Source organism: Streptomyces sp. NBC_01520 (genome assembly GCF_045040375.1).
In the GTDB taxonomy this organism is placed as follows: Bacteria; Actinomycetota; Actinomycetes; order Streptomycetales; family Streptomycetaceae; genus Streptomyces.
Genome location: NZ_CP109404.1, coordinates 579,638 through 603,131, shown reverse-complemented (window position 1 = coordinate 603,131; position 23,494 = coordinate 579,638). Strand labels below are relative to the sequence as shown.

Genomic DNA, 23,494 nt, shown 5'->3' with positions numbered 1-23,494 from the left:
GACTGATCGCACCGAGCGAGAGCGGTCTTCGAACAGGTTCGTGACATTGTGACGGTGGCCGTGGCCGTGGCGAGGGAGTACCCGGCATCGAGCGGTGGCCGTACACGCGGCCGGCCCGGCTCGGCGAGGCCCTGAGCAGGGTGAGGCCGGCGTTCACGGCGGCGCGGTCGAGGTCGAGGCCGTTGCAGAAGCTGTGAACCGTTCCGGATTCGGTAGAGACTCTAGATTGTGGCTGTGACCTGCTGTTTTTGTGTGTTCTGGTAGTAGGTGGCTTCGTATTCGGCGGGCGGGACGTGGCCTATCTCACCGTGGAGTCGTCGGTGGTTGTACCAGTCGACCCATTCGGCGGTGGCCAACTCCACGTTGCTCAGGTCCTTCCAGCCCGCGTTCCGCGTAATTCGCCACGCCTACTACTCCAGTCGTAGATCGTGATCTTCATGCCCGAGTGGCTTGTTGTCGGTAGTGGCTGGCCTGGGATCGGGCCTGGCCAGGGCTGATTCATAGTCCTGACTGCTTGGAGAATCGGCAGGTCACAGGCATGTGGCGGACCTTCACTCCACCAGTTCCGCACGTAACGAAGCTCCGATGATCAAGGGGACCTCCAAGTCGCCCGATCACCGGAGCCCCGATGTGCCGTCAGTCTGCCACCGTCTGTCTGATCAAGTCGCCTTCGCGTGAACACCGTGAACTTCCCGGCATGGCGGCGCGGCTGGCCTCCCTGCCAGATCCACGCGCCCGGCGGGGCCGACGTCATAGCCTCGCCTCGGTGTTACTGACCGCCGCGTGCGCGGTGCTGGCCGGAGCCCGCTCCTATATCGCGATCGGGCAGTGGGCCCGCCACGCGCCCCAGGACACCCTCTCCCGCCTGGGGTGAGGCGGTGCGTTCGGTGAGGAGGTTGCCGATGAGGTGGCTGGCCCGCAGGTGCTCGATCCAGCTCATCACCGACACGTAGCGTTCCTGTGCCACCCGCATGGCGCCCCACCCGCGGGGTGCGGCGATGACCAGCAGCATGGGCAGCAGTGCCGGATGCAGGATGGTGAGCACACCGGCCGTGGCGATCAGCGAGATACTGCTGTTCAGCGCGGAGACACAGGCGCCGATCATGCGGCGCGCGGAGGCGGGCCCGTATTGGGCGATGTCGATCAGACGACGGAAGTCCGGGTCGCCGATGGCTTCGAGTTCGACGGCGGTGGCCGCGGCCAGGTACTGGGTGGTGGCGATCCGCTCGACCTTTGGGCTCCAGGCGGCCGGCCCGAGAGGTCGACCAGCCGGCCAGGGCGGAGTTGACGACGGCTACGCCTGCGGCGGCGAGCAGTCCCGGCAGCAAGGCGTGCAGCCGCTCGACAGCGTCTCCGGCCCCTAACAGCGCGTGCATGACCGCGTTGATGGCAAGCAGCCCGACTGCGGCGGCGATGCCCTGGCCGAGTTCGCTGATCGCCACTGCCATGAGCGCGCGGCGATCCGCGCTCCAGGCCATCCGCAGGGCAGCGCCGACGAGTCTGGGCATCTGGCGCAGCGCTGATCGCATGGTCAAGTCCAGGCCCGCGTGCTCATGTTGGGACCAGCCCATGTCGTAGCGCAACGGCCCGCCGAAGAGCTCGCGTTCTGCCTCGGATACCTGGGGCTCCGCCATGCGGACCTTGCCGAAGAATCGCTTCACTCGCTGCCTCCCTGCGTCGGCCAGTTCAGAGCCCGGTAGGACGGGCCGTGGGTGATCATGTGGAAGATGGCGGTGGTGTATGGGTGGCAGTCCGGCGAGGGCTTCTCCAACGACACCCAGAACAAGTCCTCGTGCTTGTCCAGCTCGGCATTGTGCGGCTTGCCCGCCCACGACTGGGCGACGAAGACGGCGGTGATCCGGTCCGGGCCATCCGCGGATTCATGGTGGTGAATGAGGCCGCAGAACTCCTGTTGCTCGGCGCTGATGCAGACCTCCGTCTCTTCTTCCGCTTCGCGCCGCGCGGCGTGGTGGAGCGGTTCGCCGGCTTCCAGATGGCCACCCACAACGGTGAGTTGTCCCGGTGCGAGCGCCACCCCCGGTTTGCGACGTACGCACAGGGCTGCGCCGCTTGCGCGGAGCAGGACTTGGGCCACGTCAGCGATCAGCAGGTGAGGCGCGTGGCTCACAGGCGGCCCTCCTGCAGCAGGCGTTCCCGCTGTTGGCAAACAACAGGGCCGGGGACCGCACCTTGAGGCGTTCTTCCGCTGCATGTACTACGCAGCCATGCGTCCGGCGGAGGTCATCCACCTGCAGATCTCACAGTGCCATCTGCCGAAGAGCGGCTGGGGCATGCTCAACCTGAGCGGAGGTGTCGTCACGGCCGGCAAGGAGTGGACGGACGATGGCGCGGTCCACGAAGTGCACTCCTTGAAGCGGCGGGCCGTCAAGGCCACACGTCCCGTGCTGATACCGCCGTCGTTCGTGCACACACTGCGAAAACACGTCGATCGCTTCGGCGTCGCGCCCGATGGCCGAGTGTTTCGCAATGAGGCCGGCGGCTACGTTGATGCAGCGGCCTACGGCAAGACGTGGGAGCGGGCCCGTAAGAAGGTCCCTGCTCCCAATGAGCAGCCGACGCTGATCGCCAAGAGGCCCTACGCCCTCCGGCACGCCGGGATCTCGTTCTGGCTGCACTCTGGTGTAGATCCTGCCGAATGCGCGCGCCGGGCTGGCCAGAGCATCCAAGTGCTCTTCCAGTACTACGCCAAGTTCCCGGACGGTCTTCAGGAGCATTCCAACCGGCTCATCGAGGAGTCGATGCAGGAGTGGAGCCGGCGCAGCGAGGACAGCAGCGCCAAGGGCTGAGCCGCAATCTGGCCCGTGTATGGCCCGGAGCTGCTGGTCAGGACTGGGATACGGGTGGGATGAACTGGAAGAAGAGGAGTATTTCGACGCCTCCTCCATGGAAAGGCTCGAGCGCTCCAAGAAGGCACCTGGCCCGGGGAAAACCCCAGGTCAGGCGCCTTCTTCCGTGCCCCTAGAAGAAGCCGAGCTTCTTCGGTGAGTAGCTCACCAGCAGATTCTTCGTCTGCTGGTAGTGCTCCAGCATCATCTTGTGGTTCTCCCTGCCGATGCCCGACTGCTTGTATCCGCCGAAAGCGGCGTGGGCCGGGTAGGCGTGGTAGCAGTTCGTCCAGACCCTGCCCGCCTTGATGGCCCGGCCCGCCCGGTAGGCGGTGTTGGTGTCCCGGGTCCATACGCCCGCGCCGAGCCCGTACGGCGTGTCGTTCGCCGTCCTGATTCCTTCGTCGAAGTCCGAGAAGGACGTCACGGCGAGCACGGGGCCGAAGATCTCCTCCTGGAAGACCCGCATACGGTTGTCACCCTCGAAGATCGTCGGCTGGACGTAGTAGCCGCCCGCCAACTCGCCCCCGTGCTCGACAAGTTGACCTCCGGTCAGGACCTTCGCACCCTCCTGCTGCCCGATTTCGAGGTACGAGAGGATCTTCTTCAGCTGCTCGTCGGAGGCCTGCGCGCCGATCATCGTGTCGGTGTCCAGCGGGTGCCCGGGCACGATCTGTTCGGTGCGGGCGATGCCCGCTTCCAGGAACTCGCCGTAGTGTCCGCGCTGGATCAGCGCCCGCGATGGACACGTGCACACCTCGCCCTGGTTGAGGGCGAACATGGTGAAGCCCTCGAGCGCCTTGTCGCGGAATTCGTCGTCCAGCGCCCAGACGTCGTCGAAGAAGAGGTTCGGCGACTTGCCCCCCAGCTCCAGCGTGACGGGCTTGAGGTTCTCCGAGGCGTACTGCATGATCAGGCGCCCCGTCGTGGTCTCGCCCGTGAAGGCGATCTTCGCGACCCGCGGACTGGAGGCGAGCGGCTTGCCGGCCTCCGCGCCGAAGCCGTTGAGGATGTTGACGACGCCGGGCGGAAGCAGATCCGCGACGAGGCTCATCCACAGATGGATCGACGCGGGGGTCTGCTCGGCCGGCTTGAGGACGACCGCGTTCCCGGCGGCCAGCGCGGGGGCGAGCTTCCAGACGGCCATCAGGATGGGGAAGTTCCACGGAATGATCTGAGCCACCACACCCAGCGGCTCGTGGAAGTGGTACGCGACGGTGTCGTCGTCGATCTCGCTGAGGGAGCCCTCCTGGGCGCGCAGCGCACCCGCGAAGTACCGGAAGTGGTCGATGGCCAGCGGAATGTCCGCAGCCAGCGTCTCGCGCACCGGCTTGCCGTTCTCCCAGCTCTCGGCGACCGCCAGCTCCTCCAGGTGCTCTTCCATGCGGTCGGCGATCCGGTTCAGGACGATCGCACGGTCACCCGCCGAGACGGCGCCCCAGGCAGGGGCCGCGGCATGGGCGGCGTCCAGGGCGCGCTCGACGTCGGCCTCGGTGCCGCGGGCGATCTCCGTGAAGGGGCGGCCGTTGACGGGGCTCGGGTTCTCGAAGTACTGACCACGGGCCGGCGGGACGTAGGCGCCCCCGATCCAGTGGTCGTAACGGGACTCGTACGAGACGATGGCACCCTCGGTGCCCGGCGCGGCGTAACGGGTCATCTCTGTGGCCTCCCGGATCCGGTGCCGCCCGCCGTTGGACGGCCCTCGGTGTGAAGCTAGGCCGCACGACGTTGCAACGCCGTTGCACGGACCGTTCCGGGCGCTCCCCGTGAGCGGACTACGCGCGCTGCTCCGCGTCGAGCACCCGGGCCCTGGCCAGTAGTGCCGCCCGCCGCTCCCGGGGTGCAGCCACGGCGAGAGCCCGCCAGACCGGGAGGTCCTCCGCACCCCACGGGCTGTACGCCCAGTCGGCCAGCAGCCCCGGATCGCCGCGCGCGATCAGCGCGGCCCGCAGCTCGTCGGCGATCCGGTGCCGCAGCCGGACGACCGCCGGTGCCTGCGAACGCGGCAGCAGGGGGCCCGCGTACGCCCCGAGCGCTGCCGCCACCGCCCCGGACTCCAGCCTGCGCGCGACGGTGTCGAAGTCCGCGTCCACCGGCGTGCCGAGCCGGTACGGACGCGAGCGCAGCAGCTCGGGTCCCAGAAGCCGCCGCAGGCGGGCGAGTTCGGCACGCACCGTCACCGGGGGGACGGACTCGTCCTCGTACAGCTCGATCAGCAGTTTGTCACCGCCGAGGCCTTCCGGGTGGAGGGCCAGCGTCACCAGGATCTCGCTGTGGCGTCTGCTGAGCCTGATCCTGCGCCCGCCCAGGATCAGGAGCGCCTCGTCGCGGCCGAGCGCGGAGAGCTGAGCCGTCCCGTCGGCGGACCGCGGCGCGACGAGTGCGAGCTGGGACTCGGCGGCGCGCGCCACAGCCTGTACGAACGCCAGGCTGTGCGGATGCGCGAGTCCGTTCCCGCCGGTGATGTCGACGGCGCCGAGCACCCGGCCCGTGTGCGGGTCGTGCAGCGGGGCGGCGGCGCACGTCCACTGCTGGACCGGCCGGAGGAAGTGCTCGGCGGCGAACACCTGGACCGGGCGGTCGATCGCGAGAGCGGTGCCGGGTGCGTTCGTCCCGGCCTCCGACTCGGCCCAGCGGGCACCTTCCACGAAATTCATCCGCTCCGCGCGCCGACGGGCCCGCGCATGCCCCTCGACCCACAGCAGCCGGCCGTGGGCATCGCAGACCGCGAACAGATGCTCACCGTCCATGGCGTAGGCACTCATGAGTTCGCGGATCATCGGCATGACGTGAGCCAGGGGATGCGTGTTCCGGTACGGTCCGAGTTCGTCCGGGCGGAGCTCGACCAGTGCCGCACCGTCGGGGCTGACCCGCGCCCGGGCGGAACGACGCCACGACTGGCCCACCACGGAGCGCACCGGTGTCTCCAGTCGTCCGTCGGAGGTGAACACCTCGTGCGCGCGCCGCAGTTCGCCGAGCCGTGCGCCGGGATTCGCGTCGGCGGCCGGGGCCACCCAGGGATCCGTCAACTCGCCCTCCCGTCCGCGGCGGCGTTCCTCCCCATCGTCAGGGCAACGGGCAGCCTGCGACAACCGCTGGGTGCGGGGCAATCACACGACGACCGGTGGGTGCGCGGCGCGAGGGCCGGGCGGGGGAGGGGGGCCGAGTGGCCGACGCGGTTCCAGGACGACGTCGGCGACGAGACCCTCGGTCACCACCATTGCCGACGATGACATGGCTCGCTATGTTAATGGAAAATCACATCTCTACGAAACGGCTCACCACGCATCGGCCGCTCAACCGGCAGGACGGCAACAGGACATGGAACCGTCCTGCCCATCAGGGAAGCAGGTAAGTCAATGGAGAATCTCAGTAGGCGAAAGGCCCTGTCCCTCGGCGTCGCACTCGGCCTCGTGGGCGTGGCGGGCCCCGCCCAGGCGTGGGCGTCGACGGGCTCGGTGACCGGGGCGGACGCGGGGACCGGTCCGGAGTGGATCTGGGACGACGCGGCGGACCCTCTGATGGTTTCGATGCTCGACAACGGTCATGTGCCCGCGATCAACACCGCCTGGGCGTCGTGGGTGAACAACAACGACCCGCTGCCCACCGGCCTGCCGGCCGAATTCAGCGCATACCTGGGGCAGGTCAACCGGCTGCCCTCCTGGGCCGACCCCACCAAGCTGGCCCGCGCCGCAGACTTCAACCGGCGCAGGGACACGTATCTCTTCATGCTGTACGGACTCGGCAGCGGAATCATGAGCACCGTGATCCCACGCGAGGCCAAGAGCGTCTACTGGTCCGCGGGCGGCGCCCAGATGCAGGACCGTGCGGCCAAGACGTTCACGTTCGGCTACGACCTGTCCCAGCTGGGAGCCTTCGAGCCCACGGGACAGTTCGTCGTGACCGCCAACAAGACGCGCGTGGTGCACGCCGCCGTGCGTCACCTGCTGCCGCAGTCGCCGCACTGGCGGGCGGTCGCCGACGAGACCGTCCCCATCAGCGCTGCCGACATCCTGGTCACCTTCCACAGCCTGGGCACCTACGTACACAGGAAACTGCTCGACTGGAGGATTCCGTATCCGGCCGCGGACCAGGAGGCCTTCCTGCACTCGTGGCAGGTCGCGATCAACCTGCTCGGCGTGCCGTACGAGCACATCCCCCTGACATGGGCTGCCGCCGAGAAGCAGTCGGCACAGGTGCTCACCCCGATTCTCACCCCGTCGACCGAGGGCATCGCACTGGCCGAGGACCTGCTCGGCCTGACCGCACAGATCGACCTCGGCGTCACGCGAGGGTTCATCAACGAGTTCGTGCGCTACGTCCTCAGCGACGAGGTCGGAGACTGGCTGGGGCTGAAACGCGACTACGTGTCGGCGGCCCTGGTCCGTACCGCGTGGCCGGCGTACGTCCTGTTCCGGGAGGGGCTGTCGCCCGTCATGCCCGGCACCTTCTACATGTTCGACCAGTTCGTGCGCGCCCTGGCCATGCTGTTCCTCAACAAGGGTTCCTCCGGGACCACCACCCCCATCACGATCCCCACCGGGAACCGGGCGAACCGGGTGGGTTGAGCCGCCGATCCGGTCCCACCTGTGTCCGCCCTGCGGCAGACGCGCCGAGGGCGGGCAGTGGGGTGGCTTTCACGCGAGGCGCTTCACGACGGCGGTATCCACGACGGCGGCATCTCGTCGAGTGCCGGGTTCCGGCAGCCGCTCAGAGACCCAGAGCATCCACGACCAGAACGGTCACGGCCTCACGATGGGCAGGGCTGTCCCGCCACCGCAGCCTGCGTCCGGCCTCGACCACGACACCGAACCCCGCATGCACCAGCACCCGGGCCTGGCGCGGGTCCAGCTCCGGACGGGCCAGCCGCAACTGCTGCTCCCAGACGGCTATGTGTTCCCGCTGCGCGAGGACCACGGGCCGACGCGGGCCGGCCGGCAAGCCGGCGAGCTCGGCCTCGGCGACACTGTTGAGCTCGGTGTACTCAAAGCTGTACGCCACGTACGTCGCCGCGAGCGCGATGACGGCCTCCTGCGGGCCGGCCACCTCGTGCAGGCTTCGCTCCACACCCTGCGCCAGCAGTCCCGCCGCCTGGAGGCACGCCGCCGCCAGGATGTCGATCTTGCCGGGGTAGTGGCGGTACAGCGCGGACGGGGTCAGTCCCACCGCCTCCGCGATCTGTCCGTTCGTGACGCCGGTGAAGCCGTCCCGGGCGAAGAGCGGGATGGCGGCCGCGAGGATCTCGGCGCGCCGTGTGCGCGGCACCGGCTGGGCGGGCAGCTCGACGGGGCGTGCGCGCAGCCGGCCCGCCGCGGAATCGCTCGCGGCCACGCACAGCGCGGACGCCAGCAGCAGTTCCCCGGCCCGGCGTTGGGCGATGGAGGTGTGATGCATGGTGATGGACGCGATCGCACCGAGGGCCGCTGTGGCCCGGAGGTGACTGTCAGGCAGTGGGTGCTCGCGCCGCACCGCCTCGTCGACCCGCTCGACCAGGTGACCGAACTTCGCCCCGAGACGCCTGCGGTCCTCGCGGTTGAGATACCGGGCCTCCCATCGGTACAGGCCGCCGGACGCGCGATGCGCGACGGTGATCCGGGTGACGGCGGTGAGCACATCCCTCAACGCCGCTCCGGACGGCACCTCGTCGAGCGCGGCGACAAGTCCGTCCACCATGACGTCGGCGCACTCGGTGAACAGCGCGTACTTGTTCGGGAAATGCCGGTACAGGGCCGCCGCGGTGATACCCACGACGGCGGCGACCTCCTCCATGGACGCCGCGTGGTAGCCACGCTCGCTGAAGACCCGCCCGGCCGCGTCGACGATGAGCTGCTTGCGGTTGCGGGGCCGAGTGGCCGCGGCCGGATCGGTGGGCGCGGCCGAACGGGCGGACGGGGAGGCGGGGGCCATGCGGATCAGTCAATCACACGTCGTCAGGAGGCCGGAATTCCTCGGCGCGGACCGCACGGGACGTGATTCCCGAATCACTTCGCACGTGAGTTCCGGGATGTGAACAGCTCGTGTCGGCGGCCGACGGCCGGATCGCGGCAGGCGACAGAGGGATCCGGCAGACGGATGCCGACAGTCGCCTGTCCCAGGTTTGACCGGGCCCGCTCCGGCACCGCCGTTCCCGGTGCGTGCCGGAGCGGGCCCGGTCAGGTGAAGGTGAGGACCGGCTTGACCACGCTGCCGTCCCGCATGGCCGCCACGGCCGCGCCGATGTCCTCGAACGGGAACGTGGTGACCAGCCGGTCGACCGGGAAGAGGCCACGTCCGTACAGGCCGATCAGCTCGGGGATGAAGCGGCCGGGGTCGGAGTCCCCCTCGATCACCCCGTGCACGCGGACGCCCTTGGCGAGCAGGCCCATCACGTCGAACGTCACCTCACCGCCGAGGCCGAGGAGGGCGACCGCCCCGCGCGGGCGCAGCGCGCCGACAGCCTGGCGGGCCATCTCCGGACGACCGGTGGTCTCCACGACGTGGTGCGCACCGCCGCCGGTGAGATCGCGCAGCGCCGCCGGCAGTCCGTCCCCGGGGGCGATGGCAGCCTTGGCGCCGAGTTCGGTGGCCAGGGCACGGCGGGAGGCGACCGGGTCGACGGCCACCACCGGATCGCACCCCACGGCCACCGCGGCCATCAGCGCGCTCAGGCCGACCCCGCCCGCGCCCAGGACGACCAGCGAGGTACCCGGCTCGGGGCGCAGCCGGTTGAGTACGGTTCCCGCGCCCGTCTGGCCGCCGCAGCCCAGCGGCGCGGCCACCGCGGCCGGCAGGTCGTCGGGCACCCTGACCACGCCGCGCTCGTGGACCACGGCATACGTGGCGAAGCTCGACTGGCCGAAGAAGCCGGCGCGGAGCGGCGCGCCGTCGAGAGAGAGCGGAGTGGTGCCGTCCCCGCGTCCACCGGAGAAGTTCAGGGCCTGCGCGGCGTGACAGTAGGCCGGGTGGCCCGCCGCGCACTGCTCGCAGGCGCCGCAACTGGCGAAGGTGAGGCAGACGTGGTCCCCCGGCGCGACATCGGTCACCTCCGCGCCCACCGCCTCGACCCGGCCCGTGCCCTCGTGGCCGAAGACCATCGGGGTGAGCTGCCGGGGCCAGGTTTCCCGCATTCCCAGATCGGTGTGACAGACGCCGACCGCCGTCATTTTCACCAGCACCTCGCGTGGCCGCGGGTCACCGATGTCCACGTCGCGGAGGGTGAACGGTGCGCCCGGGACCTCGGTGACCGCGGCGCGGACGCGCCTCACGAGCCCTCTCCGGCAAGCGCGGCCCCGGGGGCCCGATCGAGGAAGAAGTAGAAGAAGGGGCCATCGGCGGGGACACCTTTGCCGTTCATGATCCCCATCAGCGTGGTGTCGTCCACCCGCTTGAAGTGGTCGAGGACCGGTCGGCCGTCGTAGATCATGGTGGCCGTCGCCTCGCCGCGGAACTCGACGGTCCACAGACTGGCCTCGCCCTTGCCGAGCTCACGGTTGGAGTACAGCTCGCCCGCCGCGTTCCGGCAGACCAGCGGCTTGGCGTCGTGCACGGCGGCGAACGACTTGCCGTACCAGTCGGCCTTCTCCAGCGTGCCGTCGAGGGGGTGACCTGTGCGGAACTCGCCGCCCTTCCAGTCGCCGAGTATCTCCTCGGGGCGGACCGTGGCCAACGCCGCCCAGACCTCGTCGAGTTGAAGGGTGGGAATCAGACCGTCCTGCTCCCGGAGCTCCTGGAACCGGGCGCGGGCCTCGAATAGGTCCATGAGGTGTCCTCTCGTCGGTGCTGACGCCACGGAGGTGAATCGTCAGGATGTTGTCGAGCCCCGTGCCCCGCCGATTCACTCCGGGGTGCGCGGAGCGGAACCCCGGGCGCCGGAGTGAGGGCGCAGGGGGAACCGCACCGGGAACCGGAGGGCGGCCGGATCGCCCGTGACCGCGCCGGGGTGGCCCACGGTGCCGAGGCTCAGCAGTACGTGGCGTTCGGCTACCTCCTCCGCCGTGAGCGGGCCGTCCGCGCGGAACCAGTTGGCCACCCCCTGGCACATGATGAGCACCGAACGCACCGCGTCGGCCGGTATCGGCGTGGTGAACACGCCCTGGGCGCGGCCCGCCCGGACCGTGTCCAGCAGCATGTGTTCGAGATAGTCGCGCAGTGCTACGTAGCGGGCCCGGTTCTGTGGCTCCAGGCTCCGTATCTCGGTGTCCAGGAAGGCCAGTTGCTGCCGGTGGGCCATGTAGAGCACGATCGACTCGACCATGCCGCAGAGCCGCGCCAGCGGATCGTCCCCCGCCTCCCCGGCCGCCGCCCGACAGCGGTCCAGGACGTCCTTGATGGACGTCTCCAGCAGGGTGGCCAGCAGAGCCTGCTTGTTGTCGTAGTGGTAGTACAGGGCGGGCACGGTGACGCCGACCCGGCCCGCGATGTTCCGGACCGAAGTGCCGTGGTAGCCGAACTCGTTGAAGGCCTCCATGGCATGCAACAGGATCGGGTGCAGGTCGAGCGGTCCGTAGGAGCGCCAGTGCTCAGCTGGTGGCGTGGTGGTGTCCTGGCTGTCCTGGCTCAGCTCGGTGCTGCTCAACGACTCTCCTCGGGACGGGCGGCGATCGGCGACATCGTACGGCGGTCGTGACTCCCGAACGCCTCCTCCGGACTGCTTAGCGATCGATCAGGAAGACCTGGCGTCCAGGATCCACTCTGATCTCACTTCCCTGGTAAAGCTCCACGAAAACTCTTCATGCACAGGGAGTTGACCGGCCGTAGAGGTACTCCTACCTTCTTAGCGAACGCTCAGTAAGGTCCTGGTTGAGTAGCGGCGAGCCCGTTGTGCACCGAGAGGGGGAACCCTCCCGTTGTGCACCGAGAGGGGAATCCATGAGCCATCACTGCCCCGGCCCTCCCGGCCGCAACGTGTCGCGCCCGTCGACCGGCGGGCTGCTCCCGGCCGAGGGTGAGGCGCCGGCAGCGGCTCGCCGACCGGTAGAGGCTTCCCGGCCGGTATCGGCCTCCCGCCGTGGATCGGCGGCGTGGTGCGGTACATGAACGACTGCGAGGGCTGAGCACACCCGCCCGGTTCCCGTACGCAGGACTGCCGCCCTCCCTCGTGGTCCGGTCACGGGCAGGCCACGCGGGCAGATCGCCCCACTTGCTGTCCGGCCCGGACCAGCCCCACCCCGCCCGGCACACCCGCCGGGGCTTCCCCACCGCCCCGGCCTCCCCAGACGTTCCTTTCCGACACGCAAGGAGGCCCCGATGACATCGGCACCCCGCACCACCGGAGACCTGCCCGACGCCCCGGCCGACCGGACCCTGCCGCAGCTGCTGGCCCGCAACGCCCGCGAACACCCCCAACTCCCCGGCCTGTCCTGGCAGCCGGCGGAGCCGGCCGGCGACTGGAAGACGTTCAGCTGGGCGGAGGTCCACGAGCACACCCGGAGCCTCGCCGCCGGTTACCGGGCCCTCGGTGTCGGGCGCGGCGACCGCGTACTGCTGATGATGTCCAATCGGCCCGAACACTGGCTGTCCGACCTGGCACTGGTCCGCCTCGGCGCGGTCCCGGTCAGCGTCTACGGCACCGCGGCCCCCGAGCAGATCACCCACATCGCCCGCAACTGCCGGGCCCGCCTCGCCGTCGTGGAAGCGGCGGCCCAGGTGGCGGTGTGGGAGCCGCTGCTGGCCGACGCCGACACCCCGCTGGAAGGTCTGGTGGTGGCCGAGAAGGGCGCGGAGGGCGGCCATTTCCCGTACGCCGCCCTGCTCCGCGAGCCCGTCTCCGAGCAGTTCGCCAAGGAACTGGACGCCGCCCGCCCCGAGGACCCGCTGACCATCGTCTACACCTCCGGAACCAGCGGCGAGCCCAAGGGTGTCGTCCTGACCCACCGTCAGGTGATGTCCAACGCCCTGGCGCTGGACGCCGTGGTGGAACTGCCCCGGCACGTCGAGCACATCTGCTACCTGCCCTTCGCCCACATCGCCGAGCGGATGCTGGGCATCTACCTGCCCTGCCACCGGGCCTCGCACGTCTACCTCTGCGCCGACCCGGCGGGCGTCTCCGCCGTCGTGCGCAAAGTGCGCCCCGCGCAGTTCTTCGGTGTGCCGAGGATCTGGGAGAAGCTGTCCGCCGGTGTACGGGCCATCCTCTCGCTCATGCCGGCCGAGCAGCGGGCGGTCATCGACCGGTCGTTCGAGGTCGCCCGCGAGCACGTCGGGTACCGCGAGCGGGGCGAGACCCCGCCCGCCGAGCTGGAGGAGCGCTACGCCCGCGCCCGCGAGGACGTGCTGCTGCCCCTGCTGGCCGCGGGTGGTCTGGACCGGGTGACCTGGTCGGCCAGCGCGTCGGCGCCGATGTCGGTCGACGTGGTGAATTTCTGGGCCGGCTTCGGCTTCGTCATCATGGATGCCTGGGGGCTGACCGAGACCACCGGCGTCGCGACCAGCAACAGCCCGCGGACCGGCTTCAGGCTCGGCTCGGTGGGGCGGCCGGTGGAGTCCGTGGAGGTCCGCGTCGCCGAGGACGGCGAGATCCTGGTGCGGGGCTCGTCCGTCTTCTCCGGCTACCTCCAGCCGGACGGTTCGGTGCGGTCCGCCCTGGATGCCGACGGCTGGCTGGCCACCGGTGACATCGGCCGGATGGACGAGGACGGCTACCTCTGGCTCACCGACCGGAAGAAGGAGATGATCATCACCTCCACCGGCAAGAACATCTCCCCGTCCCTGGTGGAGAACGCGCTCAAGGGACACCCGCTGATCGGCCAGGCGATGGTGCACGGCGACAACCGCTCCTACGTGGTCGCCCTGCTGGTGCTCGACGCGGAGGCCGCACCCGCCTGGGCGGCGGCCAACGGCGTCGAGGCAGAGGGGGGACCGGCCGGGCTGGCGGATCACCCCGCCGTCCGGGCGGAGGTGGACCGGGCGGTCGCCGCCGCCAACTCCCGGCTCAACCGCAGCGAGCAGGTCAAACGGTACGAGTTGCTGGCCGAGGAGTGGGGGCCGGCGACCGGCGAGCTGACGCCGTCGCTGAAGATGCGGCGCCGGGTCATCCGGGACAAGTACGCCGACTCACTGTCCGCGCTCTACGAGGACTGAACCGGGCGGCCCTTTTCCTCATGGCCGGGGCGGCACCGTGGACGCGGAGAAGCCCGTCGCGCCGGGTGGAGCAGGGCGAAAGGACTGGCCCGACGCCTGTGGACTGGTCAGCGCCGAACTTCTCTCCGGACCCGGCCCGGGCTACGTCACATTGCCCGTGTCATCGAGCCGTAAGGTGCTGGGCACGAAACTGCCCCGCCCGAGCAGCTGCCGATTCGCCACGGAATCCGGATCCGATGACGACATCCTCTCCGTCACCGTGCGATGGGTGGCTCCTGACGCGAAGGCCGCCGACACCTGTGCGACGAGCGGAATTCCCTGGGGCTGCGCCCCTCGTTGGGCGGTTGCGTGACCGCCGAGACCACGAAGCCCCGGCGCGGCGTCTATCTGTACATCTACAGATCGGGCCCGCACCAACTCCCCGTCGCTCACGCGGCCGTGGTGTCGGGGCGCCATGTCTTCGGGATCAGCGCGGGCAGCAACGAAGCGCGTACGCGACAGTTGATACGGCGCGTCGCGCAGCACCTCGCCGATCAGGGCGAATCCGGCGCGCGGGGGTGAGGGGCGGGCCGTCGTGGGCAGTGTGGGTCACGAGCCGGTGGTCCGCCCGGCCGGGGACAGTGCGCGCCCTCTGCCGGGCGCGCATCACAGGGTGGCCCCTACGCCCTTCCCCCTACCAGCCGACCTTCACCGCGTTGTAGGCCTGCCGGCAGTCGGAGTTGGTGGCCTGGGTCTCCAGCTTCTGCATGGAAGTTCCCCAGACCTTCTTGGCGACCTTCTCCAACTCCCGCGTCGCGCTCGGGACGTCGGGTGCGTACTTCTTGATCGTCGCGAGGGCGGACCGGGCGAACTTGTTGCACACCGGCCCGGCGGCGTTCCGGTAGCGGGTGTCCAGGTCACCTGCCACGGCCTTGCCGTTCGTGGTGGCCCAGTTGTTCCAGGCCGTGCACGCAGCCTCCGTGAACGCCGCCTGATCGGCATCGCTCAGGTTGAGGACCTCGACCAGCACGACGTTCTGGACCTTCTCGGGGACCGTGAAATCCACGACCGGGAACTTGTCCAGCGTCTCGAGCAGGGCCGTCTGGCAGGCAGGCGGCAGCTCGGCCGCCTGCGCGGGGGCCGGCACGGTCAGTGCGGAGGCGGACACGATCACTGCGGTGAGAGCGGTGCGCTGGACGGTACGCGAGAGGATCATGGCGGGTGGTACTCCTTGGAAGGTCGGCGGGGAAGGCCGGCTCTTGGGATCGGCTCCTGGAGTCGGCTCCTGGACGGGCGGGAACGACGGCCCGGCTACAGAACGATCAAGGGCTTCCCGGGTCACGGCGTCCGGCGTGAGGGGCGGCCAGGAGACTCGTGCTGAGCCGCGCACGCCGGAGCGTGTTTGCGGGGCGGCGTTTTGCGATGGCGCTGACCTCGATGTGAGGGAATGCGGAATCGGCGAGACGGTTGCACCGGGCTGTGAAGGCAATGGGTGTCTACGACTTCGGCAGTCCGGAAGCTCTGCGTGTCCTGGAATTGCCCGAACCGCAGGCCGGCCCCGGTGAGTCCGTATCCGCGTGCACGCGGCCGCAGTGAATCCGGCCGATGTCCCGCTGCGGACCGGTGGTCACGTAGTCCGTATGCCCGACCGCGAGCCCTCGTTCGTGCCCGGCATGGACGCCGCCGGCGTGATCGACCAGCTCGGACCCGGGACCGACGGACGGCTTGCCGTGGGCCAACGGGTGCTCGCCATGGTGCTGTTCACCGATCCGCACGGCGGAGCGTACGCCGATCAGGTCGTGATGTCCGCCGCCTGAGGGGGCGGACCTCCACGCGGCGTCCACCCTGCTGATGAACGCCATGACCGCGCGCCTCGCCCTGGACACGCCGGCCGTGCCGCCCGGCGGAACCGTGGCCGTGACCGGTGCGGCCGGTGCCGTCGGTGGGTGCGCGATCCAGCTGGCCAAGGCCGTAGGCTGACGGTCATCGCGGACGCCGCCCCGCACGACACCGACCGAGTGCGCGGATCCGGCGCCGACCACGTCGTCGAGCGCGGCACCGGTGTTGCCGCTCGCATGCGCACGCCGCTCCCGACGGTGTGGCCGGCCTCGTGGACGGCTCGGCGCAGACCACCGAGACCCTGCCGGCCATCGCCGACGGCGGGACGCCGGCCGAGCTACGGGCCTGGTCCGGCCCGGCCGAGCGCGGCATCAGTGTGCGCCCCGTGTCGGTGACGGACGGCGTCACCGACACGGGGCGGCTGAACCGGATGTGCCGCCAGGCCGAGCAAGGCGTCCTGACCCTGCACGTCGCCGACGCGCTGCCCGCCGGCCAAGCGGCCGAGGCCCACCGCCTGCTGGAGGCGGGCGGCCTGCGGGGCCGGTTGGTGCTGGACTTCTCCTGACGGTGCGTGTGCGAGTTGCGTGCCGGTGCCGTCTGCTCGTGCTTCTGCGGATCGCGGCCCCTGTGTCCCAGGAGCGCCGTCGCTCATACGCCCGATCCCGTGCGTACGGATGACGGGCCTTCCAGCGAGTCAGTTGCAGAAATGGGCCCACGAGTTGTTGGGACGCCAGATCTTCTCGCCGGATGCCGCACCCTTCCAGCTGAACGTCGCTACCACGCCGAAGCTCGACCGTGGCCAGTTGCACGGGTTGACGGTGGTGGTGCCGGCCAAGTCCTGGGTGCCGTGCCAACCGTCGCCGTCCTTCGCGGTGCGCAGCGTCACCCAGTCACCGTTGCTGGTGAAGCGCTGAAGCCTCACATTGGTGACCTTGACCTGGTAGCTGCCGCCACCGGCGACGTCCGTGATCTTCGCCCGCGCCCGGTAGGTGTCGGCGGCCTCGTCCCACCAGACGGTGGCGCAACGCTTGACCGCGGTGCCGTAGCAGTGCCACTCGCTCGCCGCGGACGCCGACGACGGGGTGAGGACGATCGACGTGCCGAGCGCCGCAGCGGCCAACGCGCCGGTGGTGCTGAATTGGCTCATACGCTTGAGACTCATGAAGACCCTTCTGATCGCCGGTGATTCGGGGGAACCGTATCCAGAAACTCTGGACAACTGCTGAGGCGTGCGGAGCGGTTGCGCTGCTGTGACAAAGTCAGAATTCGGCCCCATTGAGGCAATGAGATCTTCTTGACGGATGATGTCTTGAGGTGACTCGGCCCAGGGAATCCCGCGAGCCGCGACGAGTCCTGCCGCGTCCGGCGGACATACTGTCGAACCCGTTCCCGAGGAGGACTTCTGATGCGCAGCGTGACCTATTCGATGAGCATGTCGCTCGACGGCTACATCGTCGGGCCGGACGGCGACTTCAACTGGACGGCTCCCGTGGAGGAGGCCTTTCGCTTCTGGATCGACGAGATCCGAGGGGTTGGCGTCCACCTTTTGGGGCGACGGCTGTACGAGACGATGCTGTACTGGGAGACCGCCGACCAGGATTCCACGCTCGACGAATCGGAGCGCGAGTGGATCTCGCTCTGGAACCCGCTCCCCAAGGTGGTGTTCTCCAAGACGCTCTCGGAGGTGCAGGGCAACGCCCGCCTGGCCTCCGGCGACCTGGCGACGGAGATCGAACGGTTGCGGGCCGAGCCGGGTGAGGGCGACATCGCGATCGGTGGCGCAACTCTCGCCGCCGAGGCTGCCGAGGCGGGTCTGATCGACGAGTACCAGGTCATGGTCTACCCGGTGCTGGTCGGCGGTGGGATTCCGTACTTTCCTCAAGGCGAGCGTCGGGTGGATCTCGAACTCGTCGAGACCCGCACCTTCGGCTCGAAAGTCGTATACCTCCGTCACCGCGTGGTGCGTTAGGGCGGTCGTGGCGCGCCGGTGACATGACTGCGGAAGTCACAGGACCAGGCGCGTGACCAATTCCGAGAACGTAGGTGCTACGACCCGCCACTCGCGCAGAAGGGTCCGCCCAGTAGTCACTGCCGACAACGCGGGGATCTGAGGGATCAGTCCGGTATTCGAGCGCCAGGGCTTCGTCATCACCGGGGTTGCGAGTGATGGCAATCAGCACTGCCTGTTCAGCGTCGAGCCACGGCAGTTCGAGCGGGTGATACCGCTGCTTTCGCGTGCCTGGCGAAAACAGGCGGAGTGCGGATCGTCGGCGAACATGTCCGTCGATCGGGACGCGAAGGCCATCTGCTCCGGGTTCGACACGAAGACGAGTGGGTCCTCGAACCACGGGATGACCTTCGCCGGCACCCCGTCCCCCGGGTGTTGCCAGAGGTCGTGATCGATGAGGGAGGTCAGTGGGGCGGGCAGGGGAAGTCCGCGGACTGCCGAAGGCACCATGGTTCAAGGCTTGGCACGGCAGGACATGACCAACGGACGCCCGGCCCGGGGAGCGGGGAATGCGCGCCACCGGTGTGGTGTGTCGGCCTGTGGGCTCAGGCGAGGGCGGTGACCAACAGGGCGAAAGCGGCGATGATGACGGCGACGCGTACGTAGTGGAAGCGGTCCCAGCGGTTCATCTGCTCCTTCCAGTCCTCGGGCCGGTTCTCGGTGGTCCACGTCTTGCTCTGGTTGTTGATCGGGACGAGCAGCAGGATCGACATGACCACGCTGACGATCAGCAGCGCGCCGGCGGTGACGACGAGTCCTGCGCCGTCGTGGCGCCATCCGGCGAGGGCCCAGACCGCGACGAGGACGAGCGAGCCGATGTACCAGACCGGCATGACGGCGCCGAGCATCCGGCCGCCGTGGCTTCGGCCGCGTTGGCTGCTGTCGTCAGGGAGGGCGTTGAAGATCGGGTTGATGACGAAGGCGACGGAGAACTCCACTCCCACCATCAGGCCGACGATCACGGTGGTGACGATCTCAAGTGCGTTGAGCATGGCTACCCATCCTGGAATCTAGTGTCGCTAGGTGATGAGGCAACGCTAGCGCTGTTGCCGCTTGATTGTCTAGCGATGCTAGGATCGAATTATGTCGGTACAGGAACGCAAGGAGCGCGAACGGGCGGTGCGTGAGCGCCTCATCGTGGCGACGGCCCGCGAACTCGCCGAGCAGCAGGGCTGGGACGCGGTCACCACCCGCCGGCTCGCCGAGAGCATCGAATACAGCCAGCCCGTCCTCTACAGCCACTTCCGTGGCAAGCGCGAGATCATCGGCGCCGTCGCCCTCGAAGGCGCCGCCGAGATGGCCGTGGAGCTGCGGGCCGCGGCGGCCTCCGCTGCGGACGGCCCGCGCGCCAGGGCCGCTGCCCTAGCCCGCGTCTACCTCGGCTTCGCCGCACGCAACCCGGCGGTCTACGACGCCATGTTCCAGCTCGACGGCGGTCTGGCGTTCGCGCACGAGGACACCCCGGAGCCTCTGAAGGACGCCTTCGCCGCCCTGCTGGAGAGCCTTGGCGAGGTTGCCGGGGAGGGCGTCCACCCGGGACTGTTCACCGAGGTGTTCTGGGCGGCCCTGCACGGGTTGGCGACCCTGACCCGGGCGGGACGGCTGCCGCCGGAGGACACCGAGCGGAGGACGGAACTGTTGGTGGACCGGCTCGCCATGCTCTGACGCACCGTTTCGGCGGGCGCACAGCCGGGGCCCTCGGGCCCGGCCGCTGCCTGCCTGCGGTATCGCGTCCGGTCACTCGCGCCCACACGGCGCAGCCGCGGATCGACCACCCGGTACGTGCCCTGGCCGGTTCGTCCGCCGAGTCCCGGGAAGAACGGGCCAGTCGGTGCCGTCTTCTCTGCGGAGATCAATTCCAGTGCCGTCCTGACGGCGACTCGCCAGCTCCGGATCGCCTGCTGACCTGCCTCATCCAGGTGGGCCCGATGTCGACGCGAGGCCTCCAGATCAGCGGGTCAGCGTCTCGAAGCCGGAATCTCCGCAGTACTGCACGACGCGCCCCTCCGCCTCGGAGTCGCTGTTCTTCATCGCTGCCGCCGTGGCCTCCGCCAAGGTGCGGCCTCCGCCGACGGCCTCATCCCCGAGCGGTCGCATCGCGAGGAGGGCATCCTGAGCGACGGCCCCGACCTCGTCGAACCCTGATGGATCCGGCGTGTCCGTGTCCGCCGCGTTCCGTGCCTTCTGCCACTTGCCCAACTGCGTGCAGTACTTCTCCCGCTGCGAGTTGAGCCGTTCCTCGTCCTTGCTCTCGGACGAGGAACAGCCCGCCGCAACCACCATCAGAGCGAGGACCGGGATTATTGCCCTCAGCGCGCGCACCATGTGTCCCCCGGTTGTTTCTGCGTCGAATCGTCCTTGCCACCTGCAACTCCCGCAGCAGGATACCCACGTCGGATGCCTGGGCCGCCTCGGAGTTCGCTGTCTTCGGGGCATGTGGGGGGGCAGGCTTTCGCGCATTCCGAGCACGAGCACTCGGCCGGCCTTGCGAGGAGGTCGGGGTGAGTGTGTTCGCGTCGGCCATCCTCAGTTCGAGGCCGTGTGTTGTGGCGGGTCGCGCCGACGCCGTCCGGTCACTCGCTCTCGCTCTCCCTGTAGTTCATGAACCAGTGGGTATCGAAGTAGCCGGCCATCGTGAACGGGTGGTGCGGGTCGATGAGGATGTGACAGACGAGCTCCGCAGCCTGGCAGTCGAAGGGGACGTACTCGCCGTCGGAGGACCGGACGACCACGGGCCAACGGTCGGGATCCTCGCCGTCTGTCCTCCAGCACTACAGGTCCTCGTGCTCGGTGCCCGCCCAGATGAGCAGACCGTCTTTCCGGAGCCCCGTCCACGGCACCTGGTTCAGGTCCAGGAATCCGTCGAAGGCGCCCGCACCGAACGTCTCGACCATGTGCCTTTAGTCGCTCGGCAGTGGGGTGCCCAGACGTGACTCCACCTCGGCCCAGTCCACGTGCGGCCGCTGGGCGGGCAGTGTCCGGCCGGTGATCCGTATGAGCCGGTCGATCCAGTCGACGTTCTTCTCGTCCGGACCGACTGCCAAGGGGTCCGGCACCTTCCTGCGGGCGACCGCCAACACCGGCCGCTCGACCCCTTCGGCGTCCCGCACCGTACCCGTACCGACCCATTCATTCCCGTACGCCCACGCCGCTATCGTCACGGCCCGGTCCTCGAAGGGGGCGAGAAGAGCAGCGCCCCCGGACTCGTCGACCGTCGGATCGGTGAAGCTGCCGAGGACAAGGGCGCGCGGGGCACCGTACCTCGCGCCGGGCAGGTCGGTCGGCTGCTGCGGGTCAAGGTCGCCGGACACGTAGATGTAGCCGTCTCCCTGGCCGATTTGGGCCAGCGGATCGTCGACGGTCCCTTGTGTGAGCTCCATGACAGAAAGTGAAGCGCACGGCACTGACAATCGACATGCTCACAGGCGCACCTGACATCGACGTACCGGCGGAGGGGGAAGCACGAACTGCGTGATCGAGCCGATTCTCCGACGGGCGCAGGGTGAGGCGGCGTGGGTGCCTCGCATAGGCTGACCGTTTCATCCGACCCACCGCGACGAGGAACCAGCCCATGCGCAGCGGCACCAGGATCCGCCTGATCGAGCCCACCGACGCGGCCCCGATCGCCGAGCACCGGGTGCGGGACTTCGAGGCTTTCCGGCGGTGGGAACCGGCTCAGCCGGCCGCCTTCTTCACCCGGGAGGGTCAGGCGGAACGGATCGACAGTCTGCTGGCCGGATATCGTGCCGGTACGGTCTGGCCGGGCGTGGTGCTCGCCGATGACCAGGTGATCGGCCAGGTCACCGTCGGAGGCATCCTGCCGCAGCCACACCTCCTCCGCGGCTCCGTCGGTTACTGGATCGCCGGTGTCGCCCAGAATCAAGGCCACGCCGGGCACGCCGTCGGGCTCGTCCTCCAGGTGATGACGGACGAACTCGGTCTGCACCGCGCCGAGGCGTCCACCAATCTGGAGAATCTGCCGTCGCAGCGGGTACTACGCCGCAACGGGTTCACCCCGTACGGCGTCGCGCACTCCTCGATCCTTCTCGACGGGAGCTGGCGGGACGGGCTCCTGTGGGAGCGGATCCTCGGCGACCAGGCTTGAGATTCCCCTGCGCGCCGGCGCCGCGGGTGCGCGAACACCAGGAAGGCGAACCGTGTGCAGCAGGGGAGGAACGGTCGGGCGTGTGTGCTGCATGCCCGCACTCGCCGCGTCGACCTCTTGGGGGTGGCCGGATGCGGACGCGACGGCCGCGGTGATTCACCTCCGCGCCCGACAGCCGGTCCGGCGGTCACCGCTACCCGGACCACGCTCCCTACGGCCACGCGGCGACGGCGTCTACTCGACCACGGCCCGCCCGCCTCGGCAGCGAGAAGGGGCCTCGACCGAGATCTCGACGAGGAGAACCGGCGGTACAGGAAGACGGCCGTTCAGACCGACCGGAAGATCCCCGGTTCCATGCCGAGGCCGACCCCGACGGTGTGCATCCGGCCTGCGACGGCGGCGACTGCACCACCGGATGACGAGCGGGATTCGGCGGCGCCGGGGCGAGGCCGGACAGGGAGAACCACATGCTCTTGTGCGGCGAGGGAGCCGGATGGCACCGTGCCGCGTGAGAGGAGAGGCATGGCATGCAACCACCAGATGAACCGCCCAGCGGCCGGGGTGTGGACGAGCACGAGTTCGACGCCTTCTACGCCGCGAGCGTCGGACGGCTCATCGGCCAGCTGTACGCGATGACAGGCGACCTCGCCGAGGCACAGGACGTCGTCCAGGAGGCCTTCGCGCGGGCCTGGGAACGCCGGGCCGAGCTGGACCTGAACGGCGCCCCCGAGGCGTGGGTGCGTACGGTGGCCTGGCGGTTGGCGGTCAGCCGGTGGCGGCGGGTGCGTACCGCGCTCGCCTTCGCCCGACGACAGGGCCCGCCGGCCACGGTGCCGCCACCGGAACCACACCATGTGCTGCTGGTTCAGGCTCTGCGGCAGATACCCGAGGCTCAACGACGGGCCGTGGTGCTCCATCACCTGTGCGACCTGACGGTCGAACAGGTGGCTGCCGAGGCCGACTGCCCCGTCGGTACGGTCAAGGCACAACTGAGCCGGGGGCGGGCGGCGCTGGCACGGCTGCTGGCCGAAACCGAGCTGGATCCGCGGACGACCCGCGTGTCGGAGGTGCGGAATGGCTGACGAAACCGGGCTGGACGACCACCTGGCCGCCCTCGCCGAGTCAGGCCGGCGGCACGTGGCGCCGCTTGCCCCGGAGCGGATCCGGGCGCGCGGCGAGCAGCGTGTACGCCGCAGGCGGGCCGCTCTCGTGTCCGGCGGCACCCTGCTGGCCGCGGCTGTGACCATGGGCGGCCTGTCGCTGGCCGGGGCCCACCGGGGGCCCGAGCCGCCCGCCGTCATCCCGACGCCGATCACTTCGCCGTTCGTGCCGCCGATGCCCGCCGCGGGTGAGGAATACGCAGGCGAGCTGGGCTATGTGTACGGCGCTGTGGCGAAGGGGGACACGGTGCAGGTCACGGTCCAGCAGCTGCGCACCGTGCGGGGAACCACGGTCTCCGCCGGTGTGGTGCACCCGTTGACCCTGCCGCGGGGGACGCTGGTCGAAGTACGACAACTGGGCGGCGGGAACCCTGCGGACGTGCAGTTGGGCGGGCTGGTGGGCCGACTGGCCGCCGGGCCGCAGTGGGTGTTCGCGATCGACTACGACAGCGAGGGCCGCGTGCACTCACTGCGGGAGGCGTACTGGCTCGCCGAGTGA

28 protein-coding genes and 2 pseudogenes are annotated in these 23,494 nt (G+C 69.5%); 13 read left to right on the top strand and 17 right to left on the bottom strand.

What is annotated here, in order from left to right; all coding sequences use genetic code 11:
* Nucleotides 1–221: 221 nt before the first annotated feature.
* A pseudogene (locus OG524_RS02595) lies at nucleotides 222–371 on the bottom strand (integrase core domain-containing protein); the annotation flags it as partial.
* 257 nt (nucleotides 372–628) lie between these two features.
* On the opposite strand from OG524_RS02595, the gene OG524_RS02590 reads away from it, so the two are divergent.
* A complete protein-coding gene (locus tag OG524_RS02590; RefSeq protein ID WP_405808843.1) occupies nucleotides 629–874 on the top strand; it encodes a transposase family protein in 246 nt (81 codons plus the stop codon).
* Here OG524_RS02590 and OG524_RS02585 read toward each other — a convergent pair.
* Both OG524_RS02585 and OG524_RS02580 read right to left on the bottom strand, forming a co-directional pair.
* Nucleotides 866–1,634 (bottom strand): annotated as a pseudogene (locus OG524_RS02585) (ABC transporter ATP-binding protein); the annotation flags it as partial. The gene OG524_RS02590 and the pseudogene OG524_RS02585 overlap by 9 nt on opposite strands.
* Nucleotides 1,635–1,657: 23 nt before the next feature.
* Nucleotides 1,658–2,128 (bottom strand): NUDIX domain-containing protein, encoded by a 471-nt coding sequence (locus tag OG524_RS02580; RefSeq protein WP_405808841.1) that lies wholly within the window; start codon nucleotides 2,126–2,128, stop codon nucleotides 1,658–1,660.
* Nucleotides 2,129–2,210: 82 nt separating this feature from the next.
* Between OG524_RS02580 and OG524_RS02575 the strand changes: the two genes are divergently transcribed.
* Nucleotides 2,211–2,807, top strand: a complete 597-nt coding sequence (locus OG524_RS02575; protein ID WP_405808840.1) for a hypothetical protein — start codon at nucleotides 2,211–2,213, stop codon at nucleotides 2,805–2,807.
* Between the two features lie 172 nt (nucleotides 2,808–2,979).
* Here OG524_RS02575 and OG524_RS02570 read toward each other — a convergent pair whose 3' ends face one another.
* Both OG524_RS02570 and OG524_RS02565 read right to left on the bottom strand, forming a co-directional pair.
* Nucleotides 2,980–4,503: an aldehyde dehydrogenase family protein gene (locus OG524_RS02570; protein WP_405808838.1), complete on the bottom strand. Its 1,524-nt coding sequence runs from the start codon at nucleotides 4,501–4,503 to the stop codon at nucleotides 2,980–2,982.
* 118 nt (nucleotides 4,504–4,621) lie between these two features.
* Nucleotides 4,622–5,875 (bottom strand): GAF domain-containing protein, encoded by a 1,254-nt coding sequence (locus OG524_RS02565; RefSeq protein ID WP_405808837.1) that lies wholly within the window; start codon nucleotides 5,873–5,875, stop codon nucleotides 4,622–4,624.
* Between the two features lie 330 nt (nucleotides 5,876–6,205).
* On the opposite strand from OG524_RS02565, the gene OG524_RS02560 reads away from it, so the two are divergent.
* On the top strand, nucleotides 6,206–7,414 hold the full coding sequence (locus OG524_RS02560) for an oxygenase MpaB family protein (protein ID WP_405808835.1): 1,209 nt from the start codon (nucleotides 6,206–6,208) through the stop codon (nucleotides 7,412–7,414).
* Nucleotides 7,415–7,556: 142 nt separating this feature from the next.
* Here OG524_RS02560 and OG524_RS02555 read toward each other — a convergent pair whose 3' ends face one another.
* The 4 genes from OG524_RS02555 to OG524_RS02540 all read right to left on the bottom strand — a co-directional run bounded on the left by OG524_RS02555 (nucleotide 7,557) and on the right by OG524_RS02540 (nucleotide 11,400).
* Nucleotides 7,557–8,753 (bottom strand): TetR/AcrR family transcriptional regulator, encoded by a 1,197-nt coding sequence (locus tag OG524_RS02555; RefSeq protein ID WP_405392611.1) that lies wholly within the window; start codon nucleotides 8,751–8,753, stop codon nucleotides 7,557–7,559.
* A gap of 245 nt (nucleotides 8,754–8,998) precedes the next feature.
* Nucleotides 8,999–10,090: an NAD(P)-dependent alcohol dehydrogenase gene (locus tag OG524_RS02550; RefSeq protein ID WP_405392612.1), complete on the bottom strand. Its 1,092-nt coding sequence runs from the start codon at nucleotides 10,088–10,090 to the stop codon at nucleotides 8,999–9,001.
* The gene (locus OG524_RS02545) at nucleotides 10,087–10,584 is read right to left on the bottom strand and encodes a DUF4334 domain-containing protein (RefSeq protein WP_405808832.1); all 498 of its coding nucleotides are present in this window, start codon (nucleotides 10,582–10,584) and stop codon (nucleotides 10,087–10,089) included. The genes OG524_RS02550 and OG524_RS02545 overlap by 4 nt, the downstream gene beginning before the upstream one ends.
* 75 nt (nucleotides 10,585–10,659) lie before the next feature.
* Entirely contained in the window at nucleotides 10,660–11,400 is a 741-nt protein-coding gene (locus tag OG524_RS02540) for a TetR/AcrR family transcriptional regulator (protein WP_405392614.1), read from the bottom strand.
* Between the two features lie 671 nt (nucleotides 11,401–12,071).
* On the opposite strand from OG524_RS02540, the gene OG524_RS02535 reads away from it, so the two are divergent.
* Both OG524_RS02535 and OG524_RS02530 read left to right on the top strand, forming a co-directional pair.
* Nucleotides 12,072–13,904 carry an AMP-dependent synthetase/ligase gene (locus OG524_RS02535; RefSeq protein ID WP_405392615.1) on the top strand — a complete coding sequence of 611 codons (1,833 nt, stop codon included), beginning with the start codon at nucleotides 12,072–12,074 and terminating at the stop codon, nucleotides 13,902–13,904.
* Nucleotides 13,905–14,252: 348 nt separating this feature from the next.
* A complete protein-coding gene (locus OG524_RS02530) occupies nucleotides 14,253–14,465 on the top strand; it encodes a hypothetical protein (RefSeq protein ID WP_405392616.1) in 213 nt (70 codons plus the stop codon).
* Between the two features lie 112 nt (nucleotides 14,466–14,577).
* On the opposite strand, the gene OG524_RS02525 is transcribed toward OG524_RS02530, so the two are convergent.
* A complete protein-coding gene (locus tag OG524_RS02525; protein ID WP_405808830.1) occupies nucleotides 14,578–15,099 on the bottom strand; it encodes a hypothetical protein in 522 nt (173 codons plus the stop codon).
* A 361-nt stretch (nucleotides 15,100–15,460) separates the two neighbouring features.
* Here OG524_RS02525 and OG524_RS02520 point away from each other — a divergent pair, with 361 nt between their 5' ends.
* From OG524_RS02520 to OG524_RS02510, 3 genes are all read left to right on the top strand, one after another.
* Complete coding sequence (locus OG524_RS02520; protein ID WP_405808828.1) at nucleotides 15,461–15,700, top strand: alcohol dehydrogenase catalytic domain-containing protein; 240 nt, start codon at nucleotides 15,461–15,463, stop codon at nucleotides 15,698–15,700.
* 34 nt (nucleotides 15,701–15,734) lie between these two features.
* Entirely contained in the window at nucleotides 15,735–15,863 is a 129-nt protein-coding gene (locus tag OG524_RS02515; protein ID WP_405392618.1) for a hypothetical protein, read from the top strand.
* Between the two features lie 118 nt (nucleotides 15,864–15,981).
* Nucleotides 15,982–16,287 (top strand): zinc-binding dehydrogenase, encoded by a 306-nt coding sequence (locus tag OG524_RS02510; protein WP_405392619.1) that lies wholly within the window; start codon nucleotides 15,982–15,984, stop codon nucleotides 16,285–16,287.
* Between the two features lie 129 nt (nucleotides 16,288–16,416).
* Here the strand turns inward: OG524_RS02510 and OG524_RS02505 are convergent, their stop codons facing one another.
* Nucleotides 16,417–16,869 carry a hypothetical protein gene (locus tag OG524_RS02505; protein WP_405392620.1) on the bottom strand — a complete coding sequence of 151 codons (453 nt, stop codon included), beginning with the start codon at nucleotides 16,867–16,869 and terminating at the stop codon, nucleotides 16,417–16,419.
* 258 nt (nucleotides 16,870–17,127) lie between these two features.
* Here OG524_RS02505 and OG524_RS02500 point away from each other — a divergent pair, with 258 nt between their 5' ends.
* On the top strand, nucleotides 17,128–17,691 hold the full coding sequence (locus OG524_RS02500) for a dihydrofolate reductase family protein (RefSeq protein ID WP_405392621.1): 564 nt from the start codon (nucleotides 17,128–17,130) through the stop codon (nucleotides 17,689–17,691).
* Between the two features lie 204 nt (nucleotides 17,692–17,895).
* Here the strand turns inward: OG524_RS02500 and OG524_RS02495 are convergent, their stop codons facing one another.
* Nucleotides 17,896–18,180 (bottom strand): hypothetical protein, encoded by a 285-nt coding sequence (locus tag OG524_RS02495; RefSeq protein WP_405392622.1) that lies wholly within the window; start codon nucleotides 18,178–18,180, stop codon nucleotides 17,896–17,898.
* Nucleotides 18,181–18,275: 95 nt separating this feature from the next.
* On the bottom strand, nucleotides 18,276–18,722 hold the full coding sequence (locus OG524_RS02490; RefSeq protein ID WP_405392623.1) for a DUF1772 domain-containing protein: 447 nt from the start codon (nucleotides 18,720–18,722) through the stop codon (nucleotides 18,276–18,278).
* A gap of 91 nt (nucleotides 18,723–18,813) precedes the next feature.
* Between OG524_RS02490 and OG524_RS02485 the strand changes: the two genes are divergently transcribed.
* Nucleotides 18,814–19,395, top strand: a complete 582-nt coding sequence (locus OG524_RS02485; protein ID WP_405392624.1) for a TetR/AcrR family transcriptional regulator — start codon at nucleotides 18,814–18,816, stop codon at nucleotides 19,393–19,395.
* Nucleotides 19,396–19,680: 285 nt separating this feature from the next.
* Here OG524_RS02485 and OG524_RS02480 read toward each other — a convergent pair whose 3' ends face one another.
* The 4 genes from OG524_RS02480 to OG524_RS02465 form a co-directional block, all read right to left on the bottom strand.
* Nucleotides 19,681–20,055, bottom strand: coding sequence for a hypothetical protein (locus tag OG524_RS02480; protein WP_405392625.1), 375 nt, complete (start codon nucleotides 20,053–20,055; stop codon nucleotides 19,681–19,683).
* 248 nt (nucleotides 20,056–20,303) lie between these two features.
* Nucleotides 20,304–20,462, bottom strand: a complete 159-nt coding sequence (locus tag OG524_RS02475; protein ID WP_405392626.1) for a hypothetical protein — start codon at nucleotides 20,460–20,462, stop codon at nucleotides 20,304–20,306.
* 39 nt (nucleotides 20,463–20,501) lie between these two features.
* A complete protein-coding gene (locus OG524_RS02470; RefSeq protein WP_405392627.1) occupies nucleotides 20,502–20,624 on the bottom strand; it encodes a hypothetical protein in 123 nt (40 codons plus the stop codon).
* A 6-nt stretch (nucleotides 20,625–20,630) separates the two neighbouring features.
* Nucleotides 20,631–21,110: a hypothetical protein gene (locus OG524_RS02465; protein ID WP_405808824.1), complete on the bottom strand. Its 480-nt coding sequence runs from the start codon at nucleotides 21,108–21,110 to the stop codon at nucleotides 20,631–20,633.
* A gap of 191 nt (nucleotides 21,111–21,301) precedes the next feature.
* Between OG524_RS02465 and OG524_RS02460 the strand changes: the two genes are divergently transcribed.
* The 3 genes from OG524_RS02460 (at nucleotide 21,302) to OG524_RS02450 (ending at nucleotide 23,494) form a co-directional block, all read left to right on the top strand.
* Complete coding sequence (locus tag OG524_RS02460; protein ID WP_405392629.1) at nucleotides 21,302–21,835, top strand: GNAT family N-acetyltransferase; 534 nt, start codon at nucleotides 21,302–21,304, stop codon at nucleotides 21,833–21,835.
* A gap of 527 nt (nucleotides 21,836–22,362) precedes the next feature.
* On the top strand, nucleotides 22,363–22,917 hold the full coding sequence (locus OG524_RS02455; RefSeq protein ID WP_405392630.1) for a SigE family RNA polymerase sigma factor: 555 nt from the start codon (nucleotides 22,363–22,365) through the stop codon (nucleotides 22,915–22,917).
* Nucleotides 22,910–23,494 carry a hypothetical protein gene (locus OG524_RS02450; RefSeq protein ID WP_405392631.1) on the top strand — a complete coding sequence of 195 codons (585 nt, stop codon included), beginning with the start codon at nucleotides 22,910–22,912 and terminating at the stop codon, nucleotides 23,492–23,494. Before OG524_RS02455 ends, OG524_RS02450 begins: the two co-directional genes overlap by 8 nt.

What these genes read in the sequence shown, in the direction of transcription:
- OG524_RS02590 (WP_405808843.1), top strand. Translation starts at nt 629, where the DNA reads ATGTGCCGTCAGTCTGCCACCGTCTGTCTGATCAAGTCGCCTTCGCGT.
- OG524_RS02575 (WP_405808840.1), top strand. Translation starts at nt 2,211, where the DNA reads ATGTACTACGCAGCCATGCGTCCGGCGGAGGTCATCCACCTGCAGATC.
- OG524_RS02570 (WP_405808838.1), bottom strand. Translation starts at nt 4,503, where the DNA reads ATGACCCGTTACGCCGCGCCGGGCACCGAGGGTGCCATCGTCTCGTAC.
- OG524_RS02560 (WP_405808835.1), top strand. Translation starts at nt 6,206, where the DNA reads ATGGAGAATCTCAGTAGGCGAAAGGCCCTGTCCCTCGGCGTCGCACTC.
- OG524_RS02555 (WP_405392611.1), bottom strand. Translation starts at nt 8,753, where the DNA reads ATGGCCCCCGCCTCCCCGTCCGCCCGTTCGGCCGCGCCCACCGATCCG.
- OG524_RS02545 (WP_405808832.1), bottom strand. Translation starts at nt 10,584, where the DNA reads ATGGACCTATTCGAGGCCCGCGCCCGGTTCCAGGAGCTCCGGGAGCAG.
- OG524_RS02535 (WP_405392615.1), top strand. Translation starts at nt 12,072, where the DNA reads ATGACATCGGCACCCCGCACCACCGGAGACCTGCCCGACGCCCCGGCC.
- OG524_RS02525 (WP_405808830.1), bottom strand. Translation starts at nt 15,099, where the DNA reads ATGATCCTCTCGCGTACCGTCCAGCGCACCGCTCTCACCGCAGTGATC.
- OG524_RS02515 (WP_405392618.1), top strand. Translation starts at nt 15,735, where the DNA reads ATGAACGCCATGACCGCGCGCCTCGCCCTGGACACGCCGGCCGTGCCG.
- OG524_RS02505 (WP_405392620.1), bottom strand. Translation starts at nt 16,869, where the DNA reads ATGAGCCAATTCAGCACCACCGGCGCGTTGGCCGCTGCGGCGCTCGGC.
- OG524_RS02500 (WP_405392621.1), top strand. Translation starts at nt 17,128, where the DNA reads ATGCGCAGCGTGACCTATTCGATGAGCATGTCGCTCGACGGCTACATC.
- OG524_RS02495 (WP_405392622.1), bottom strand. Translation starts at nt 18,180, where the DNA reads ATGGTGCCTTCGGCAGTCCGCGGACTTCCCCTGCCCGCCCCACTGACC.
- OG524_RS02490 (WP_405392623.1), bottom strand. Translation starts at nt 18,722, where the DNA reads ATGCTCAACGCACTTGAGATCGTCACCACCGTGATCGTCGGCCTGATG.
- OG524_RS02485 (WP_405392624.1), top strand. Translation starts at nt 18,814, where the DNA reads ATGTCGGTACAGGAACGCAAGGAGCGCGAACGGGCGGTGCGTGAGCGC.
- OG524_RS02480 (WP_405392625.1), bottom strand. Translation starts at nt 20,055, where the DNA reads ATGGTGCGCGCGCTGAGGGCAATAATCCCGGTCCTCGCTCTGATGGTG.
- OG524_RS02470 (WP_405392627.1), bottom strand. Translation starts at nt 20,624, where the DNA reads ATGGTCGAGACGTTCGGTGCGGGCGCCTTCGACGGATTCCTGGACCTG.
- OG524_RS02465 (WP_405808824.1), bottom strand. Translation starts at nt 21,110, where the DNA reads ATGGAGCTCACACAAGGGACCGTCGACGATCCGCTGGCCCAAATCGGC.
- OG524_RS02460 (WP_405392629.1), top strand. Translation starts at nt 21,302, where the DNA reads ATGCGCAGCGGCACCAGGATCCGCCTGATCGAGCCCACCGACGCGGCC.
- OG524_RS02455 (WP_405392630.1), top strand. Translation starts at nt 22,363, where the DNA reads ATGCAACCACCAGATGAACCGCCCAGCGGCCGGGGTGTGGACGAGCAC.
- OG524_RS02450 (WP_405392631.1), top strand. Translation starts at nt 22,910, where the DNA reads ATGGCTGACGAAACCGGGCTGGACGACCACCTGGCCGCCCTCGCCGAG.